At 60.9% G+C, this 16,934-nt stretch carries 10 protein-coding genes and 6 pseudogenes; 7 read left to right on the forward strand and 9 right to left on the reverse strand.

What is annotated here, in order from left to right:
* Nucleotides 1–24: 24 nt before the first annotated feature.
* The 5 genes and pseudogenes from folD to AC0V8S_RS39915 all read right to left on the reverse strand — a co-directional run bounded on the left by folD (nt 25) and on the right by AC0V8S_RS39915 (nt 5,967).
* Nucleotides 25–915 carry a bifunctional methylenetetrahydrofolate dehydrogenase/methenyltetrahydrofolate cyclohydrolase FolD gene (gene folD / locus AC0V8S_RS39895; RefSeq protein WP_475439439.1) on the reverse strand — a complete coding sequence of 297 codons (891 nt, stop codon included), beginning with the start codon at nt 913–915 and terminating at the stop codon, nt 25–27.
* Nucleotides 912–1,478, reverse strand: coding sequence for a sarcosine oxidase subunit gamma (locus tag AC0V8S_RS39900; protein ID WP_475439440.1), 567 nt, complete (start codon nt 1,476–1,478; stop codon nt 912–914). The genes folD and AC0V8S_RS39900 overlap by 4 nt, the downstream gene beginning before the upstream one ends.
* Nucleotides 1,471–4,400, reverse strand: a pseudogene (locus AC0V8S_RS39905) (sarcosine oxidase subunit alpha family protein). Before AC0V8S_RS39905 ends, AC0V8S_RS39900 begins: the two are co-directional and overlap by 8 nt.
* Nucleotides 4,397–4,703 (reverse strand): annotated as a pseudogene (locus AC0V8S_RS39910) (sarcosine oxidase subunit delta). Before AC0V8S_RS39910 ends, AC0V8S_RS39905 begins: the two co-directional pseudogenes overlap by 4 nt.
* A gap of 10 nt (nt 4,704–4,713) precedes the next feature.
* Nucleotides 4,714–5,967: a sarcosine oxidase subunit beta family protein gene (locus tag AC0V8S_RS39915; protein ID WP_475439441.1), complete on the reverse strand. Its 1,254-nt coding sequence runs from the start codon at nt 5,965–5,967 to the stop codon at nt 4,714–4,716.
* A gap of 156 nt (nt 5,968–6,123) precedes the next feature.
* Here AC0V8S_RS39915 and AC0V8S_RS39920 point away from each other — a divergent pair, with 156 nt between their 5' ends.
* Entirely contained in the window at nt 6,124–7,083 is a 960-nt protein-coding gene (locus AC0V8S_RS39920; protein ID WP_475439442.1) for a GlxA family transcriptional regulator, read from the forward strand.
* Between the two features lie 113 nt (nt 7,084–7,196).
* On the opposite strand, the pseudogene AC0V8S_RS39925 reads toward AC0V8S_RS39920, so the two are convergent.
* The 3 genes and pseudogenes from AC0V8S_RS39925 to AC0V8S_RS39935 form a co-directional block, all read right to left on the reverse strand.
* Nucleotides 7,197–8,592: pseudogene (locus AC0V8S_RS39925) on the reverse strand (trimethylamine methyltransferase family protein).
* Nucleotides 8,593–8,892: 300 nt separating this feature from the next.
* Nucleotides 8,893–9,921: a GlxA family transcriptional regulator gene (locus tag AC0V8S_RS39930; protein WP_475439443.1), complete on the reverse strand. Its 1,029-nt coding sequence runs from the start codon at nt 9,919–9,921 to the stop codon at nt 8,893–8,895.
* A gap of 219 nt (nt 9,922–10,140) precedes the next feature.
* Nucleotides 10,141–11,487 (reverse strand): NAD(P)/FAD-dependent oxidoreductase, encoded by a 1,347-nt coding sequence (locus tag AC0V8S_RS39935; protein WP_475439444.1) that lies wholly within the window; start codon nt 11,485–11,487, stop codon nt 10,141–10,143.
* A 991-nt stretch (nt 11,488–12,478) separates the two neighbouring features.
* On the opposite strand from AC0V8S_RS39935, the pseudogene AC0V8S_RS39940 reads away from it, so the two are divergent.
* From AC0V8S_RS39940 to AC0V8S_RS39960, 5 genes and pseudogenes are all read left to right on the forward strand, one after another.
* Nucleotides 12,479–12,677, forward strand: a pseudogene (locus AC0V8S_RS39940) (IS5/IS1182 family transposase); the annotation flags it as partial.
* An 87-nt stretch (nt 12,678–12,764) separates the two neighbouring features.
* The gene (locus AC0V8S_RS39945) at nt 12,765–14,048 is read left to right on the forward strand and encodes an aromatic ring-hydroxylating oxygenase subunit alpha (RefSeq protein ID WP_475439503.1); all 1,284 of its coding nucleotides are present in this window, start codon (nt 12,765–12,767) and stop codon (nt 14,046–14,048) included.
* 7 nt (nt 14,049–14,055) lie between these two features.
* Complete coding sequence (locus AC0V8S_RS39950; RefSeq protein WP_475439445.1) at nt 14,056–14,760, forward strand: FAD-binding oxidoreductase; 705 nt, start codon at nt 14,056–14,058, stop codon at nt 14,758–14,760.
* Nucleotides 14,718–15,368, forward strand: a complete 651-nt coding sequence (locus tag AC0V8S_RS39955) for a 2Fe-2S iron-sulfur cluster-binding protein (protein WP_475439446.1) — start codon at nt 14,718–14,720, stop codon at nt 15,366–15,368. Before AC0V8S_RS39950 ends, AC0V8S_RS39955 begins: the two co-directional genes overlap by 43 nt.
* A 318-nt stretch (nt 15,369–15,686) precedes the next feature.
* Nucleotides 15,687–15,905, forward strand: a pseudogene (locus tag AC0V8S_RS39960) (hypothetical protein); the annotation flags it as partial.
* 206 nt (nt 15,906–16,111) lie between these two features.
* Here the strand turns inward: AC0V8S_RS39960 and AC0V8S_RS39965 are convergent.
* A pseudogene (locus tag AC0V8S_RS39965) lies at nt 16,112–16,307 on the reverse strand (IS256 family transposase); the annotation flags it as partial.
* A gap of 187 nt (nt 16,308–16,494) precedes the next feature.
* Between AC0V8S_RS39965 and AC0V8S_RS39970 the strand changes: the two are divergent.
* Nucleotides 16,495–16,908 carry a Rieske (2Fe-2S) protein gene (locus AC0V8S_RS39970; protein WP_475439447.1) on the forward strand — a complete coding sequence of 138 codons (414 nt, stop codon included), beginning with the start codon at nt 16,495–16,497 and terminating at the stop codon, nt 16,906–16,908.
* Nucleotides 16,909–16,934 lie beyond the last annotated feature (26 nt).

Below are 16,934 nucleotides of genomic sequence, written 5' to 3' on the forward strand. Positions count from 1 at the left end.
TCATGAAAGGACACGCCGTTTCGATCAGGCAGTGAGTCCTTCGGGGTCTTCCAGCCCGCTGATGCGGCAGCAGGCGGTCAGGGTGTTCGCAAGAAGACAAGCGATCGTCATCGGTCCGACGCCACCCGGCACGGGCGTGAGAGCGCCAGCGATCCGTGCGGCGTGGCCGCGCTGCACATCGCCCACGAGCCGTACCCGGTCTTCCCGCTCGATCTGGTTGATGCCGACATCGATTACCACCGCACCCGGCTTGATGAAATCGCCGGTGATCATCTCTGCCCGCCCCACTGCGGCAACCAGAATGTCGGCCCGACGGCAGATCGCGGCAAGGTTTTCGGTCCGGCTATGGGCGATCGTCACGGTGCAGCTTTCGCGCAGCAGAAGCTGGGCCATCGGCTTGCCGACGACATTGGAGCGCCCGACAACCACGGCGTTGCGGCCGGCGAGATTGCCGAAATGCTCGCGCAGAAGTATCAAGCAGCCGAGCGGCGTGCAAGGGATCATCGAGCGCTGGCCGGTTGCCAGAAGGCCGACATTCGTGACGTGGAAGCCGTCGACATCCTTGGCGGGATTGATCGCATTGATGACCGCATTGGCATCAATATGCGGGGGCAGCGGCAGCTGCACCAGAACGCCGTGAACCGCCGGGTCGGCATTCAGCTGCGCAATCAGCGCCAGTAGCTCCACTTCGGCCGTTTCAGCCGGCAGCTTGTGCTCGAAACTCGCCATGCCGGTTGCAACGGTCTGAACGCCCTTGTTGCGGACATAAACCGCGCTGGCCGGATCGTTTCCCACCAGCACCACTGCCAGTCCTGGCACGATGCCCTGTTCCGCCTTCAGTATGGCAACGGAAGCGGTAACCTTCTCGCGCAGGCGGGCGGCAACGGCCTTTCCGTCGATCAGATGCGCGCTCATGGTTTTCTGTCATCAATGCGCAGGATGTGCTTTTCAAGCGCATGCCAGATCGAGCCGGCCGCCGAGCGCATGCCCAGGATCGCGATATGATGGGCTGCGCGCCGGATCACGAACACGCTTATATGTTCCAGGCCGGTGCGCGTCGCCGAGCTGGACGGGAAACGGATCGGGTCGATGTTCACGAGCTTGGCCATCAACTGGAGAATCGGCGTTTCGCCAGCGGATGAGCGGATTTCGAAGGCTGCGAAGCCATCGGTCTGTTGGGTGACGGAGCAGCCTGGACACAGAGCGGCAACCTCGGACGCAAAGTCGCTATCCGCTCCGTTTTGCCCCTCGACCATCCACTGATCCGGGCCCGTCCAGAACGCGGCGATCTCGTCGGATTGGGCCCACGCGCCGGGCCCGGGCAAGTCTATGCCGCAGAGCGTGGGTTGCGTTGCGCCGCGGCGCAGGGCCAGCGAGGCGAGCGCCAGTTCGGTGTTCTCTTCGAGTTCGAGAGCACCATGGTGGAGGCGGCGCGCCGTGTCGCCGCCAAGCGCGGTGATGGGCTTGAGGTCAGGCACGCAGACGCTCTCCTTCCGGATCGACGAAGTGGGCGGAAACGACGCGCAGGCGAACGCTCTGATTCTGAAGCGGATTAGCCGCGACGATCACCTCGCCCTGGCGCGCCGCGCCATCCGCGAGGAAGCCCAGGCCGATGCTCGAGCCGACATGCGGGGAGAAGCACGACGAGGTGATCCAGCCCTGATCGGTTGCAGTTTCTTGCGTCGCCCCTTCCGCGAAGAGGTGCGAGCCGGCCACGACGGGCTCGGACGGGTGCACCGGCTGGAGTCCTACCAACACGCGCGTGTCGGCAAGCAGGCCTTCGCGCCGCGACATCACCGCGCCGACGGAATCCTTCTGGCCGAGACCATGCGGCCCATGCCTAGCATCTGCGCCGTGGTCTGGCCGTTCAGCTCGTTGCCGGCGGCGTGGCCCTTTTCGATGCGAAGCACGCCGAGCGCCTCCGTGCCGTAAGGGGTCGCGCCCAGATCCTGTCCCAGTTCCACGAGACGGGCCATCAAGGCGTTTCCGTAGCGCGCGGGCACCGCGATCTCGTAAGCCAGTTCGCCGGAGAACGAGATGCGGAAAAGCCGCGCGCGCAAGCCCCCGCAAACCGACAGGTTCGCGCAGGCCATGAATGGGAAGGCCTCGTTCGAGAGATCGAACCCATCCACCATGCGTTCGAGTAGCTTGCGCGCATTGGGTCCGGCCACCGAAAACTGCGCCCAGGCATCGGTGGTGGAGATCAGCTGCACGTCGAGTTCCGGCCATAGGCATTGCCGTGCAAACTCCATGTGGCGGTAGACCGCGCCGGCATTGGCAGTGGTGGTCGTCACCACATAATGGGTTTCGCCTAGGCGCGCGCAGGTGCCATCGTCCCAGGCCTGCCCGTCCTCGCGCAGCATGAGGCCATAGCGGACCATGCCGGTCTTCAGGCTCTTCATGGCGTTGCAGTAGAGACGGTCGAGGAATTCGGCCGCGTCCGCGCCCTGCACATCGACCTTGCCGAGGGTGGTCACGTCGCAGATGCCGACGCCCTTGCGCGTCGCCACCACCTCGCGGTCGACCGACTGCCGCCAGTGGGTCTCGCCGGGCCGCACGAAATATTGCGCGCGCATCCACTGGCCGACCTCGACGAAAACGGCGCCTTGGGACGTTGCCCATTGGTAGCTGGGCGTCAGCCGGCGCGGGCGGAAATGCGCTTCCGTGTTGCCACCGCCGAGAACCGAGATCGAGACCGGCGTGTAAGGCGGGCGGAAGATGGTGGTGCCGGTTTCGGCGATCCCCTTGCCGGTCATTTCGGCCATCACGGCGAGGGCGGTGACATTGGCCGTCTTGCCTTGGTCGGTCGCCATGCCGAGCGTGGTCCAGCGCTTGAGATGCTCGACCGAGCGCATATTCTCCTGGTGCGAAAGCTTGACGTCCTTGACCGTCACATCGTTCTGGAAGTCAATCCAGGCACGGTGCTTGCCCGGCACATGCCAGAGCGGGCGCAGGTTTGCAGGCGCGTCTTCCGCAGCGGGCAGTTCGGGCAGCGTGGAAGCGATGCCAATTTCGTTCAGGGCACGGACAGCAGCTTCCGCGCCTGACACCAGTGCCGCATGAGTCGTGCCCCGGCCCGCTGCCGCACCGGCAACGATCATACCGCCGGGCAGCTCGGCAGGCGGCACGAAGGTCTGCTGTGCCTCGTTCCAGACAGGACGGCCGCGCTGATGCGAGGCGAGGTGCACGTTCGGGTTCCAGCCGCCCGACACGCCGAGCGCGCCGCACGCGATCCATTCCGTGCTGCCGCCGCGCGTGACTTCGATCGAGCGCAGGCCCAGCCGCCCCTTGGAGCCGCTGACCATGGCATCGCTGATGACGCGATACTGTCCCTTCCCTTCGACTCCGGCCCGCGAGTCCACGACTGCCGCGATCTCGACGCCGCGTGCGAGTAGGTCGAGCGCTGTGCGGTGGCCGTCATCACTGTTGGTGAAGATCGCAACGCGCTTGGCGGGGCTGACCGCCCAGCGATTGGCATAGGCGCGCAAGGCACCGCCCAGCATGATGCCGGGTCGGTCATTGTCCTTGAATGGAATGTGCCGCTCGGTGGCGCCTGCCGCCAACATGGTGCGCTTGGCCGTGATGCGCCAAAGCGTCTGGCGCGGGCAGGTGCCGGGGTTGGCACGGTGATCGGAAACGCGCTCGACCGCACCATAGACGCCATGGTCGAACGCGCCGAACACCGTGGTGCGAGGAAGAATGCGCAAATTTGGCAGGCACGCGAACTCGGCTACGACCGTTGCGATCCATTCGGTGGCGGGCCGGTCGTCCAGCGAATGGCTCTCGGCCAGCAGCCGCCCGCCCAGGCGATGGTCCTCGTCCACAAGGATGACCTGCGTTCCGGCACGCGCGGCGGTCAGTGCGGCTGCAAGGCCTGCCGCGCCCGCGCCGACCACAAGCAGGTCACAATGCAGGAATCCTTTGTCGTAAGGGTCGGGATCGGCTTCCATCGAGAGCCTACCCAAACCCGCCGCGCTGCGGATCGCCGGCTCGTAGAGCTTTTCCCAGAAGGCGCGCGGCCACATGAAGGTCTTGTAGTAGAAGCCTGCCGTGAGGAAGTTGGCGAAAAGGTCGTTGACCGCCATCGCGTCGAAGCGGAGCGAAGGCCAGCGATTCTGGCTCTGCGCTTCGAGCCCGTCGAACAGCTCGGCCATCGTGGCGCGCGTGTTGGGCTCGCGCCGCGCGCCGCTGCGCAACTCCACCAGCGCGTTGGGCTCCTCGGAGCCCGCCGCGATCAGCCCGCGCGGACGGTGATATTTGAACGAGCGGCCCATCAGCCGCACATCGTTGGCGAGCAATGCCGAAGCGAGCGTGTCACCGGGATGGCCGGGGTAGCTCTTACCATCGAAGGTGAAGCGCAGCGTACGGCTGCGGTCGATCAGGCCGCCTGAGTGTCTCATGCCGAGTCTCCCCCGTCGCGCGGGGTTCGGTTGCGTGAGACCACATCGCGGGCGAGTTCCGCGCCGAGAATCTCATGCGTCACCGTGTTGCGCGTTACCACGAGCCAGGAGCGGTCGCCCTGTTCGTGAAACCACAATTCGCGGTGCACCCCCCGCCGGGTTCTCACGCAGATAGACGTAAGAGAAGAACGCGTTCGCCGCGTTTTCCACCATGCCGTCGGGGCGGTCGAGGAGCGAGGCGTCGCCGAGATAGGAAAACTCCTGCGCATCGCGCAGGCCGAGCAAGGGATGGGGGATCAGCATAAGACTGGCCTCAATGCAGGTTCGGCTGGGCACCTGCGCCCTTTTCGTCGATCACATAACCCCGCGCGAAGCGATCCAGCCGGTAGGCGGCAGCCGTTTCGTGGGGGCGGTCGGTGGCGAGCAGCTGGGCGAAGGCGTAGCCGGAAGCGGGCGTCGCCTTGAAGCCGCCATAGCACCAACCGGCATTGAGATAGAGCCCCTCGATCGGTGTGCGGTCGATGATCGGCGAGCCGTCCATCGACATGTCCATGATGCCGCCCCACAGGCGTAAGAGTCGCGCGCGCCCGATCATCGGCATCAGCGCCATGCCGCCTTCGGCTACATCCTCGATTGTCGGCAGATTGCCACGCTGAGCATAGGAATTGTAGCCGTCGATGTCGCCGCCGAAGACGAGGCCGCCTTTGTCGGACTGGCTAATATAGAAGTGGCCTGCTCCAAAGGTGATGACGCCCGGAATGGTCGGCTTCAGCCCCTCGGACACGAAAGCCTGCAGCACATGGCTCTCGATCGGCAGCTGCCCCATCCCCGCCTGCGCCATCACGCGGCTGGTGGAACCCGCCACGGCCACGCCGACCTTGTTCGCGCCAATATATCCGCGCGAGGTCTCGACGCCCTTCAGGTGTCCGTTCTCGATATGGAACCCCGTGACTTCGCAGTTCTGGATGAGATCGACGCCGGCCCGGTCGGCGCCCCGAGCATAGCCCCAGGCGACGCCGTCATGGCGCGCGGTGCCGCCACGGCGTTGCAGAAGACCGCCTTTCACGGGAAAGCGCGCATTGTCGAAATTCAGGAACGGGACCATCGCGCGCAACGCGTCACGTTCCAGAAGCTCGGCATCTGCACCTGCCAGGATCGCTGCATTGCCGCGCCGGCGATAAGCATCGCGTTGGCCGTCCGTGTGGAACAGGTTGACGATGCCGCGCTGGCTGACCATCGCGTTGAAGTTGAACTCCTGCTCCAGATTCTCCCAGAGCTTCATCGAGAATTCGTAGAAAGGCTCGTTGCCGGGCAGCAGGTAGTTCGAGCGGATGATGGTGGTGTTGCGCCCGATATTGCCTGAGCCGAGCCAGCCTTTTTCGAGCACGGCGATGCGCGACTGCTTGAACGTGTTCGCAAGGTAATAGGCCGTCGCCAGACCGTGCCCGCCACCGCCGACGATCACATAATCATATGAGGCCTGCGGCTCGGGATTGCGCCAGAGCGGACGCCAGCCCTTATGGCCGGTGAGGGTTTCCCTGATAACACGAAGCGCTGAGAAACGCATAAGAACACTTTCGGCAACATCATTGCGTTCGTCTCAATCGCATGAACGTTCAAATCGCGCGTATCCAAATTAGACACATAGTGTACTATTCAGGACATGAGATCGTCTCACCACCCCCGTCGCTTCGGTTTCTTTCTGTGCGACGGCTATGCATTGATGTCGGCTGCCGCCGCCGTCGAACCCTTGCGCGCGGCCAACCTGCTGGCCGGGCGAACGCTATACGAATTGCTTCTGTTTTCCGATCTAGGCGGCAAGGCTCGGTCTTCGGTCGGCAGCTGGTTCGATACCGCACCGATCGGTGAATCCGCGCCGGAGCTCGACATCCTGTTCGTGGTCGCGGGGGGCGATCCGCTCAACGTCGATGCCGAACGACTGTCAGGCTTTCTGCGGAGGCTCTCCGTGCAGGGCGTGGCACTCGGCGGAATTTCGGGTGGGGCCGCGATCCTGCATAAAGCAGGACTCTTAGAGAGGCGCCGTTTTACCATCCACTGGAAGCATTATGATGCGCTTCGCGCCAGCGCGCCCGATGCCTTGATGGAACGGCGGCTGTTCGTGATCGACCGCGACCGTTTCACCTGCGCAGGCGGCTCGGCACCTTTAGACATGATGCACGCTTTGATTGCCGCCCATCACGGCGCGAGCCTGGCGCGCGAAGTGAGCGACTGGTTCATCCATACCAGTCTGCGCCCGGCTGAAGACCCTCAGCGCCTGGATGCAATGTCGAAATATGGCGTACACCATCCAGCACTTATCGCCATGATCGCCTTGATGGAAGATCACATCGCCGATCCCATGAGTCTGCCCCAACTCGCCACACTGTCGGGTATCGGCGAGCGACAGCTGGAACGGCTGTGCAAGACGCAGCTCGATCAGTCCGTCATGCAATTCTACCGGGGATTGCGACTGTCCAAAGCGGTCGATCTTCTGCGCCAGACCACGCTTTCGGTCACCGAGGTGGCTTTGGCGACCGGCTTTTCCAACAATGCCCATTTCGCCCGCGCTTATCGGCAGCATTATGGGACTTCGCCAACGCAGGAGAGGCGCCCGACTGTGAAACGCGAGCCGACGATGCCGTTAGCCAGCATGTCACAGAACGGGTCGCGGATCTGCGACTGACGGAGTGCGCCGCTTTTGCTATACCAGAAATAAGCCCGAACGATCGCAGCCCCTGACCCCTGCCGCCACCACCACCAACGAAACTGGCCTACGGTCGCTCACCCAACTAACCGCTACGGGTCGCCGCCGCCGATCTCTTCGCACCGTTTCGCAACGTAGGCGTCGAGTTCCTCGGCAATCGCGGGATCAAGTTTCGGTTCTTCGTATTCGGCAAGTGCCCGCTGCCACAGCGCCGTTGCGCGGTCGAGCTCATCATGCGCTCCCGCTTCGAGCCAAGCGCCATGATTGCTCCAGTCGGAAAGCATTGGGCGGTAGAAGGCGCTCTCATAACGCGCCATCGTGTGCTCCGCCCCAAAAAATGCCCGCCCGATGGCACGCTCGCCATCACCGCAAAACCCAATGCCTCTTCCGAGCAATCGAGCGGCTGCAGGATCTCCACCATGTTCTGCAGTATCTCGACGTCGAGGATGAGCTTCTCATAGGACGCCGTCAGCCCGCCTTCGAGCCAGCCTGCGGCACGATAGATGAGATTCGCACCCCCAGGATGGCGCCCCATGTGGCGTTGACTGTCTCGTAGGCCGCCTGCAGGTCCACTGCGTTCGAGGCATTGCTGTTGGAGCTCCGGTCCGGCAGCCCATAGCGCCGCGCTAGTTGCCCAGAGATCAGATTGGCCCGCGTGCTTTCCGGCCTCCCGAAGGCGGGAGCGCCCGAGCGCATGTCGACGTTCGAGGTGCGCGAGTGCGGCGGCGAGCGTCACCGGCGTCATCGCGCCCATCAGGGTAAACGGAGTGATGGTGACCGGCTGCCCCAGCTCGCACACGGCAATCAGCCCGTCGCCCATAGCTTCATCGAAGAGCCCCGGCGAATTCACCGAGATGATGGTAGTCACGCCCGGCTCGCGTTTCATCTCGTCAAGCGACACGCCGCGCGCGATGGCCATCATCTTTATGCCCTCAAGTGCACGGCCCCGTCCAATGGCTGTGCAGTGATAGCTTCGATCGCTGTAAGTGAGGTTGGCGCGGTAGCAATCGAGATGCCGGGAATTAGCCGGAAGCTCCTGCGGTGCGGCCACCTGGTTGCCTATCATGCGGATGGCGTTGAAGTGATGCGCCAGCCGGATGAAATTCTCGTAGTCGCGCAAGTTTCCAGAGCGCCGCCCATTCACCCGATCATGCACATTGGGCGGCCCCCCACGAGACCGAACACCACATTGCTATCGCCGAACATCAGTTTCCGCGCCGGGTTGCGCGAGGTGAGTGTGAAGCGTCGAGGCGCCGTCTTCAATGCCGCGCTGACTATGCTCTCGTCAATGCGGATGATCTTTTCGGACCGGTCCACCTTCGCCCCAGCCCTTTCAAACAGTGTCACGATATTCTCTGCCATGACACGTATGCCAAGCTCCGACAGCACTCGCATCGAACAAATATGGATCGCCTCGATTTGCTCAGGCGTCGCAGCATTCACTGGATCGAAAGGGTTCTCGACGACCCGCCAAGAAAGCTGCGAAATTTTTCCTCCGCTGCGTTCTGACCTACCCCGTCTGCCCCTGTCCTCCGTTCACTTACTTCATCGCAGATCCCTTCCTCGAGGAGACGAAAGTAATTCACAAAAATAACAAATTATAACTCAATAGAGATTGCTGCTGCTAAAGAGGAAGAATTTCTCACAACGCTTCGACAAGAAGGTGCATTCGCATGTGATAAGTGGTAATACTTGCCATTTAGTGTTTAAGCGCATGTAAGCGCGTGGCTGCAAAATCGCCGGCTTGACGAATGCTTTTAGGCTTTTGTTTGACCTCTCGGGCTTCGTTCATCGTATGCTTTGTGCCCCCTTTTCGCGGCGGCCGTCTTTCTCAAAGCGCGCGGCATCGCGCTGACGTTCACCCGATGGGGAATGCCCGAACTGTTCCCTATAGCACGCGCAGAAGTAGGAGCTGGTACAGAAGCCCGTCGCGATCGCGATATCCACATTGGCCAGGCTGGTATGCAGAAGCAGATCCCTCGCTTGTTCTAGCCGCAGGGTCTTGTAGTACCGTGCGGGAGTCTGGCCCGTATGGCGCTGAAACATTCTTTCGAGATTGCGTACGCTCAACCCGACCTTTCGCGCGATCTCGGTGCTGCTTAGCGGGTTTTCGAAGTTCTGCATCATCAGACCCGCGGCTTGACCGAGCTGCGGCGGCAGTGTGTCCAGGCGCACCGAGCTGCCCGAGCGCTGTTCGACGCTTCCGGTTCGGATCCGATCAACTTGAAACTGATTGGCGACGGAGCGGGCAAGGAGATCGCCGTGATCCTGGGCGATGATGTGAAGCATCAAATCGAGCCCCGCCGTTCCGCCCGCGCAGGTGTAACGGTTCTTGTCGATGACGTAGAGCTCGTTGCTGAGCTGAATGTAGGGAAACTCCTCGCGAAAAGCCGGCTGCCCCTCCCAGTGAAGCGTGCACCGCGCATCGCTTAGCAAATTGGCTCGAGCAAGAAAGACAGCCCCCATTGACAGCGCCCCCATCCGGCATCCTTCGCGTGAGCGCCGGTTCAGAATGACGTTGAGGCGCGTCTGATCTTTCGCGACAAGGGTCATGCCGGCGCAGACAAAAAGATAGGCGGGCTGCTTCGATTGGCCCAAGCGCTGATCGACATTAACAGAAATGCCATTTGACGCATTGGCCGCCGCGCCGTCTTCCGACGAGAAACTCCAGCGATAAGCCTCAAAGCTAAGCAACCGGTTCGCCGCTCGTAGCGGCTCGATGGCGCTGCTCACGGACATCATGGAGAAGCCGTCGAGCAACATGAACTCGACGTGCTGAGGACGTTCTTCCGTGCCCTTATCGGTGATCGGCATCATCTTCCCGCTCGAGGTTTGGATGATCTGATAACACAGAGAAGCTCGGAGTTCTTTACCCGTCCATGCCGACTGCGGAGCGGCTGGAAAGGGTGGAAATGCGATCGCGCGTCCGCACCGTCGATATAAGCATCCCGATCGGCCATCCGCCCGAAGACGGGTAGCAAAGAAAGCCGGGCACAAGGCCTGGCTTTCGAGTATTCGGCTTTGGCTGAGTGCGGGTCAGCTCCATGGATAGGGGCTGTTCGAGACAGGGTGCAGTTCGCCCGCCGCGTAGCGGCCCAGGCGGAACGGCTTGAGCAGCGAGGATTCGTTTCCGATCACCTCTTCCGCGACCAGCGCGCCGACGCCGATCATCTTGTAGCCGTGATTGGAGTCTGCGATCATGTAGACGTTCTCACGAAACGCTTCGAAGACCGGGAAGCTGTCCGGCGTGAAGCAACCGATGCCTCCCGAAGGCTCCTGGTGATATTGAGGCATTGTGCCTTCAAAGCGCTTGTGGCAGTGCGCCAGCGCCGACACCCACATATGCGCGAATTCAGGGCTCGAAACGAATTCAGGCGAGGCTGGGCCGTAAGGATCGATCTGGACCTGATCGACTGGAGTGTCGACCTTATAGGGCATCGCACCGCCCTGGATGCCGCCGAAATTGAAATCGGGCTTGTAGTAGATGCCCCACATGCTCTCAGTGATGATGCTGCCATCGACGGTGGAATAGAGTGGGGCGTCAGTATCGACATGCATCACCGGCGGCATCTTGCCGTCGTTGGTTTTGAACGCATCCGGTTCGACACCGAGCACGCCTTCCTCGAGCTGCCAGAAGCGCCACATCGGAATGCCGTCATGCAGCTCGCCATCCTTGCTCTTGATTGTCACAGTATCGGGCAATTCGGCCATCTTCCAGAAATCGCGGACCCAGGGGCCAGCGCCGACCACGAGATAGTCGCAGGCGATATGTCCGCGATCGGTGTCGACGCCGGTCACGGCCGAACTGGCTCCAGTGGCGAAGGTCATGCCTTTGACTGTGACGCCGCTGATGATCCGCACGCCTTCGTTCTCGGCCTTCTTCGCCAGCGCATAGATGGCGGCAGCGTTGTGAGCGTAGCCACCCTTCTTCTCGTGCAGCACCGAGGTAATATTCTTCGCCTGCCAGTCGGAGAACAGGCCCTTCATATAGGCATCGGACTCTTTGGCGCCTTCCACAAAGACCGATTCATAACCGATCGCTTTCTGCTGCTCATAGATCGAACGCACGTCATCGCGCATCGAATCCGAGCTGATCTGCATGTAGCCGACGGCGTTATACTGGTAAGCATTCGCATCGCTTTCCCAGACACTAACCGAATGGGCCATCAGCCCGCGCATTGCGGGCTGGAAATAGTTGTTGCGAACGACACCGCAGGCAATACCCGATGCGCCGGCGGCGACTCCGCTCTTGTCGATGACAAGGACGTCGCTTCCGCTTCCCTTCCGGGTGCGCTTCAACGCCAGTGCAAGGTGGTAGGCCGTCGAAAGGCCGTGAATGCCGGCGCCGATAACGAGGTACGGGGCCGCCGTAGGGAATGCCATGGTCGATCATCTCCAGTTTGTCAGCCGGCTGCTCTTCGCCTGCCTGTCAATGTTTGACATAATCATCCAGCTTTTCACGCAGAATGTCGGATAAACGGCAGTCCGCGCCAAAAACCGGCAGCTGGGGATATGAATTGAAATTTCTACAAACCGCATTGCTCCTCGGTCTTTGCCGTGCGCGTCTTTAAGTCCGGGGCGAAGCTGCGATCGGCTGATGCTTTTCCGACAGCGCTGCGTCCAAAATCGCTGACTGGATGGATGTGTTTCCGTCTCGAGATAGCTCGATGAGCTATCCAAAAGTCGGCGGCATGAAATGAAGGTCAGGGAAGCCCTGAACCGGTGTACTGACGGCTATTTTCTGCGGCAGGAGTTCTACAGTGATCCCGATATATGCCGTGAGGATGTCGAGGCGTTTTCTTCGAGGACTGGCTGTTCGTTGCGCCTGAATGCGAGATTCTCCATCAGGATTTGATCATTATGCAGATCGACACCACAGCCGTCATGTCGACAAGCTGCCGCAGCGCAGTCGGAAGAAAGAGGCATGCACGTCATCGCGCTCCTGACTTCCAGTTTGTTCGACGTTGAGATCGGTGGCCGGAAAGGATCGATCCCGACATCTTCCCGGCTAGAACCAACATGACCGCTTTGGCATCGTGATCGACAGTCCGGTCGGTGCTCTTGGTGAGACGCATTTGCTGCAGAGGACGCGGCGCTAGACCGTAACGTCACGGCCGAGTGGCCGCGTTGAGCGACCCGATTTTTGCATTTCTGGCCTCGACAGGCGCACTGGGTACAACCCGATAAACTGGCTGTTGGCGACGAGTGCCGCCGATGCTCGCCACCACACTCGAGCGCGTGGAGGGCGGCCAGTTCCCCCTGCACGCAAAGGCGCTGCCCGGCAGTCCTTACGACGGCGAGGATGCGCTATATCTGGTTGCCGATGGTCGTCTCCATCGCCGGGATGAACGTTTCGAACGTGGGGCCTTCCGTAGCATATCGCGGCCACAACGTCCCGCTCGGCCACAGGTTCAGGGTCTCTACCGCCGGTCAGAAACCGTCGTGTCACCCCGGCCATCACGCGCCAGATGCGCCGGCGTTCCGCCATCGAGCCTGTGATCGGCCAGGTCAAGACCGAGCATCGAATGGGCCGCAACGACCTTGCCGGCGATCACGGCGACGCCGTCAACGCTGACCACCTCGAGCCATTCAGTATTACGCGAAGTTGCGATCGGCTGACGTTTTTCCAACATCGCTTCGTTTCGAAATCGGCGACTGGAATGAATGTCTTTCCGTTGCGAGGTAGCCCGATGAGCAATCTACATGGCGCCGGCCATGAACAGAAGACCCGCCAAGCGATGGCGCGCTGTGCTGACGGCTATTCGTTACCTCAGGAGTTCTACAGCGATCCCGATATCTACCGGGCAGATGTCGAGGCGGTTTTCTTCAAGCAGTGGCTGTTCGTCGCGCCCGAATGCGAGATCCCCGATCCGGGAGATTTTGTCACCGTGCAGATCGACACCACACCCGTCATCGTCCTCAGGGATCATGAGGGCGAGTTGCGTGCCTTCCACAATTCCTGCCGTCATCGTGGCTCACGCCTTTGCAGCGAGCATCGCGGCAACAAGGCACGCCTGGTTTGCCCCTATCACCAGTGGACTTACGATCTAGACGGCAAGCTGCTTGCGACACGCTATATGAGCGACGATTTCGATCCGTCCAAATTTCCCCTCAAGTCGATCCACGTCCAGACGCTGGAAGGGCTGGTCTATATTTGCTTGGCCGAAGAGGCGCCAGACTTCGAATCCTTCAGGAAAGCCGTCTCGCCGTACATCGCGCCGCATGAGCCGCGCCGCACCAAGATCGCGTACGAATCGGTGATCGTAGAGGAAGCGAACTGGAAGCTCGTGATCGAAAATAACCGCGAATGCTATCATTGCGGCGGTGCGCATCCCGAACTGCTGGTTTCCCTAGTCGAAATGGCATTGCCGGACGATGCGCGCTTCGGCGAAGAGTTCGAGGTCATGCAGCAGAAGGCGCGCGACTGGGATGCGCTCGGCCTGCCTCACGCACCGGTCGATGGCGGTCTCGAGTTTCGCTGCATCCGCCTGCCCTTTCGTAAGGGGGCCATTTCTATGACTATGGATGGTAAACTTGCCTGCCGCAAGCTGCTAGGCGAACTGACAGATCCCGATCTTGGGTCAGTGCGCATGTTCCATGTTCCCAACAACTGGAACCATTTCCTGTCCGATCATATCATTGTTTTCCGCGTTCTACCGCTCGGGCCCGATCGCACCGAGGTGCGGACGGTATGGCTGGTGCACGAAGACGCGGTGGAAGGGTGGGACTACGAGCCCGAGGAGCTTTCAGAAGTATGGCGGGTCACCAACGACCAGGATCGCGTGCTCGCCGAAGAGAATCACAAGGGCATCAAGGCCGCTGGCTACGAGCCCGGTCGCTATTCCGAAGTGGCCGAGTTCATGGTGCTGAACTTCATCAAGTGGTACTGCCAACAGTTATCTAACCAGTTCGACGGGCAGCACTGTCTGATGGTGGCGGAGTAAACCATCTATGGAGCATCACGCGAGCCTTGCGCCGCGGGCCTTCCCGAAGCCCGGCGTGCCCGTTTTCGAACCGGACGATCTGCGTCTTGTGCTTGTTGATCGGCGCGCGGAAACGGCTAACGTCACAACTTACGTCTTTGAAGCGATCCGCCAAGATGGGCAGATATTCCGTCATCATCCGGGCCAGTCCCTGTCACTTACTCTGCCTTCAGGAAGCAATCTATTCCAGCGCAGCTTCACAATCGCGTCAGGCGGCACGGGCGGCAACTGCATCGAACTGACCATCAAGACCGGTGCGGAGGCGCAAGCGACGCTCTGGATGCACAAATATCTGCGTATCGGCGATACGCTCGCTGCACGTGGCCCATTTGGACGTTTCAGTCTTGTGCATGCGCCAAAGGCGCCACTGTTGCTGGTGGGCGCGGGCAGCGGTATGACGCCGATAATGTCGATACTGCGCTGGCTTCGGGTGCGTGCAGACACGCTCGATACTACATTGGTGCAGCTGGCGTGCTCACGCGCTGATGAGCTTTTCGGCGACGAGATCGGTGCCATGGCGGACGCCATGCCCAACCTCTCTGTTCATCTCTGTTTGTCTCGGCCGGATAAAACATGGACGGGTTTGTCGGGCCGGATCACCCGCCCCATGTTGCGCGGAATCGTGCCGACATGGCGCGGCGCGTTGCTTTCTGCTGCGGCCCCGAACCCGTGATGAAGGCGACGCGAGCGATCTATCTTGCAGAGGGCGGCGTCGAAAACGCGTTCGTCACAGAGGCCTTTGGCGGCGCGGAGCATGATGCTGCATCGCGTCGACGACAGATTGCCATGCATCCCGCTGTTCGTCCTGAGGAAACACTCTCCCAAGTCAATCTGTCTGTTCCCACACCTATCGACAAAGGGGCATGGTGCCCGGCACCGCACATGCACGAGAGGTCAGAACCTGCATCAGCGCCGGTTCCTTCCTGCGAAGATTTGATGATCGGTTTTAGGGGCAAGAATTTTCCCGCCAAGCCAGGGCAGTCGGTCGTTGCCGCCGCAGCCGCGAGTGGGCTGCGTATTCCGACCGGCTGTGGCGAAGGTTCTTGCGGCACCTGCCGAGTCCGTCTCATGAGCGGCCAAGTCGAAATGCGCGACAAAGGCGGTATTAGCCGGCGCGACAAGGCGGTTGGCTATATCCTCGCTTGTTGCTCCTATCCATTGAGTGACCTTGAACTCATGAATGACCTCGCGGGTTTAGATCAGGCCGGTGTCGTGGCTCTTCCGTCAGCGTCCTCAAAATACTCGGGGATCGAGAGAGAGAGGGTCCCCGTATTGGGATGATCCGACCGCTGACGCGCGACGCGCAAGCACGCCAGGTTGCCCGCGCTAAAACAACAGCACCACGGAGAAGGCCGAACAGGGAGGTTCGAGTGTTGAGAACCTGGTTCCAGAAGCTGTCCGACATTTCGTCCCTGGTAAGATCGGAGGCGATGTTGGAGGACGCGCTCACCGATGCCGTCCCTGCGCTCAGCTTCGACTGTCATGCCTATCTGAACATCCAACCGGTGTGGACGTACTCGGTATCTAACTGCGTGAAATGAGTGGCAGCAGCGCTATTTCGAACGCAGTTACAAGAATACCAATCCAGTCGTCAGAACTGCACGGGCAAAGATGGAGGCGTTCGCGTGGGCACCCGAGCGCCCGAAAAGCTATCCTCCCGAGGTCGCGCCTTTATATGCTGAGGCAGGTGACTTCGGCATCCGGTTGGGGATTACGATCCCAATCCGCACGGCCTTTTGCGGCGGTGACGGCCGTTTCGCTGCTCCACTCCAAGCTCCAACAACAGGAAGCCGAGCCGATGGCGAGCGCTCGAGTTGACTTTACCACGAGGCAGGCTCTTTGCCTGAAATGGTCCGCGGAAGGCAAATCGATGAAGGTAATCGCAGCGATCGAGGGCATGTCCTTCGCGACGGTGAACTTTCACCTGAATAACGCTCGCACGAGGAGGTTTCAATCGTCGCCTTCGTCCGCACCGTGCGATTGCGAAGGGTGGCAAAGACGCGCTCGATGGGGTTCGATGTCCGCAGATGATCCCAATGCTCGGCCGTCAAAACGCCGCGCAGGTAAAGAACGGGAAGCAGCGCGTCCAGTCTTCGCGTCCGGCGCCCATTTCGGCAGGATCGACGAGGAAAAACGGATGCGCTCCGCTTCACTGTTCGCGCCGCGGTCCCGGATCTTCACCCGGCTGACGGGCACCGCCCCGATCCCCGTCTGGATGCTCGCTCAACGATCCTGACCAATCGCACGATCGACATGTGCGCGATCTCGGTCTACCCCCGGAGAAATTACCGGTGTCCATCTGTAGTGGTTCACTTTCACCAAATCTGTCTATTCAATATCAATGGAGTGAGCTTACCAATATGACTATTCGGATGGGTTCCGTCTCGCTTTCGCATAGGGAGGGAAAATGGCTAAGCATGTGGTGGGCAAGGCAGAGGATGTCGGTCCGGGCATGCGCAAGGTCTTCGAGGTGCGGGGCCGTCCCATCGTCATCTTCAATCTCGACGGCGACTACTTCGCCCTCCTCAACCGTTGCCCTCACCAGAGCGCAGAACTGTCGATGGGCTTTATCTCAGGGATTGCAACGGCAGATGAGCCCGGACATGTCAAGTGTTCGCGTCGGGGGGAGTTCATTCGCTGCCCTTGGCACGGCTGGGAATTTGATATTCGCACTGGCCAGTCATGGTGTGATCCAGGTCGAATATCCGTGAGACAATACCCGGTGACGATAACTCCGGGAACCGAATTGGCCGAGGGTCCGTATAAAGCGGAAACTTTCCCTGTGAGTGTCGAAGACTCCTATCTGGTCGTCGATCTGTGAGCGATCGACCCCGTGGAGATGGCAGA

This window comes from Mesorhizobium oxytropidicola (assembly GCF_056174625.1).

What these genes read in the sequence shown, in the direction of transcription:
- AC0V8S_RS39955 (WP_475439446.1), top strand. Translation starts at nt 14,718, where the DNA reads ATGGCGCGGCGCGTTGCTTTCTGCTGCGGCCCCGAACCCGTGATGAAG.
- AC0V8S_RS39930 (WP_475439443.1), bottom strand. Translation starts at nt 9,921, where the DNA reads ATGATGCCGATCACCGATAAGGGCACGGAAGAACGTCCTCAGCACGTC.
- AC0V8S_RS39970 (WP_475439447.1), top strand. Translation starts at nt 16,495, where the DNA reads ATGGCTAAGCATGTGGTGGGCAAGGCAGAGGATGTCGGTCCGGGCATG.
- AC0V8S_RS39915 (WP_475439441.1), bottom strand. Translation starts at nt 5,967, where the DNA reads ATGCGTTTCTCAGCGCTTCGTGTTATCAGGGAAACCCTCACCGGCCAT.
- AC0V8S_RS39945 (WP_475439503.1), top strand. Translation starts at nt 12,765, where the DNA reads ATGAATGTCTTTCCGTTGCGAGGTAGCCCGATGAGCAATCTACATGGC.
- AC0V8S_RS39920 (WP_475439442.1), top strand. Translation starts at nt 6,124, where the DNA reads ATGTCGGCTGCCGCCGCCGTCGAACCCTTGCGCGCGGCCAACCTGCTG.
- AC0V8S_RS39950 (WP_475439445.1), top strand. Translation starts at nt 14,056, where the DNA reads ATGGAGCATCACGCGAGCCTTGCGCCGCGGGCCTTCCCGAAGCCCGGC.
- folD (WP_475439439.1), bottom strand. Translation starts at nt 915, where the DNA reads ATGAGCGCGCATCTGATCGACGGAAAGGCCGTTGCCGCCCGCCTGCGC.
- AC0V8S_RS39935 (WP_475439444.1), bottom strand. Translation starts at nt 11,487, where the DNA reads ATGGCATTCCCTACGGCGGCCCCGTACCTCGTTATCGGCGCCGGCATT.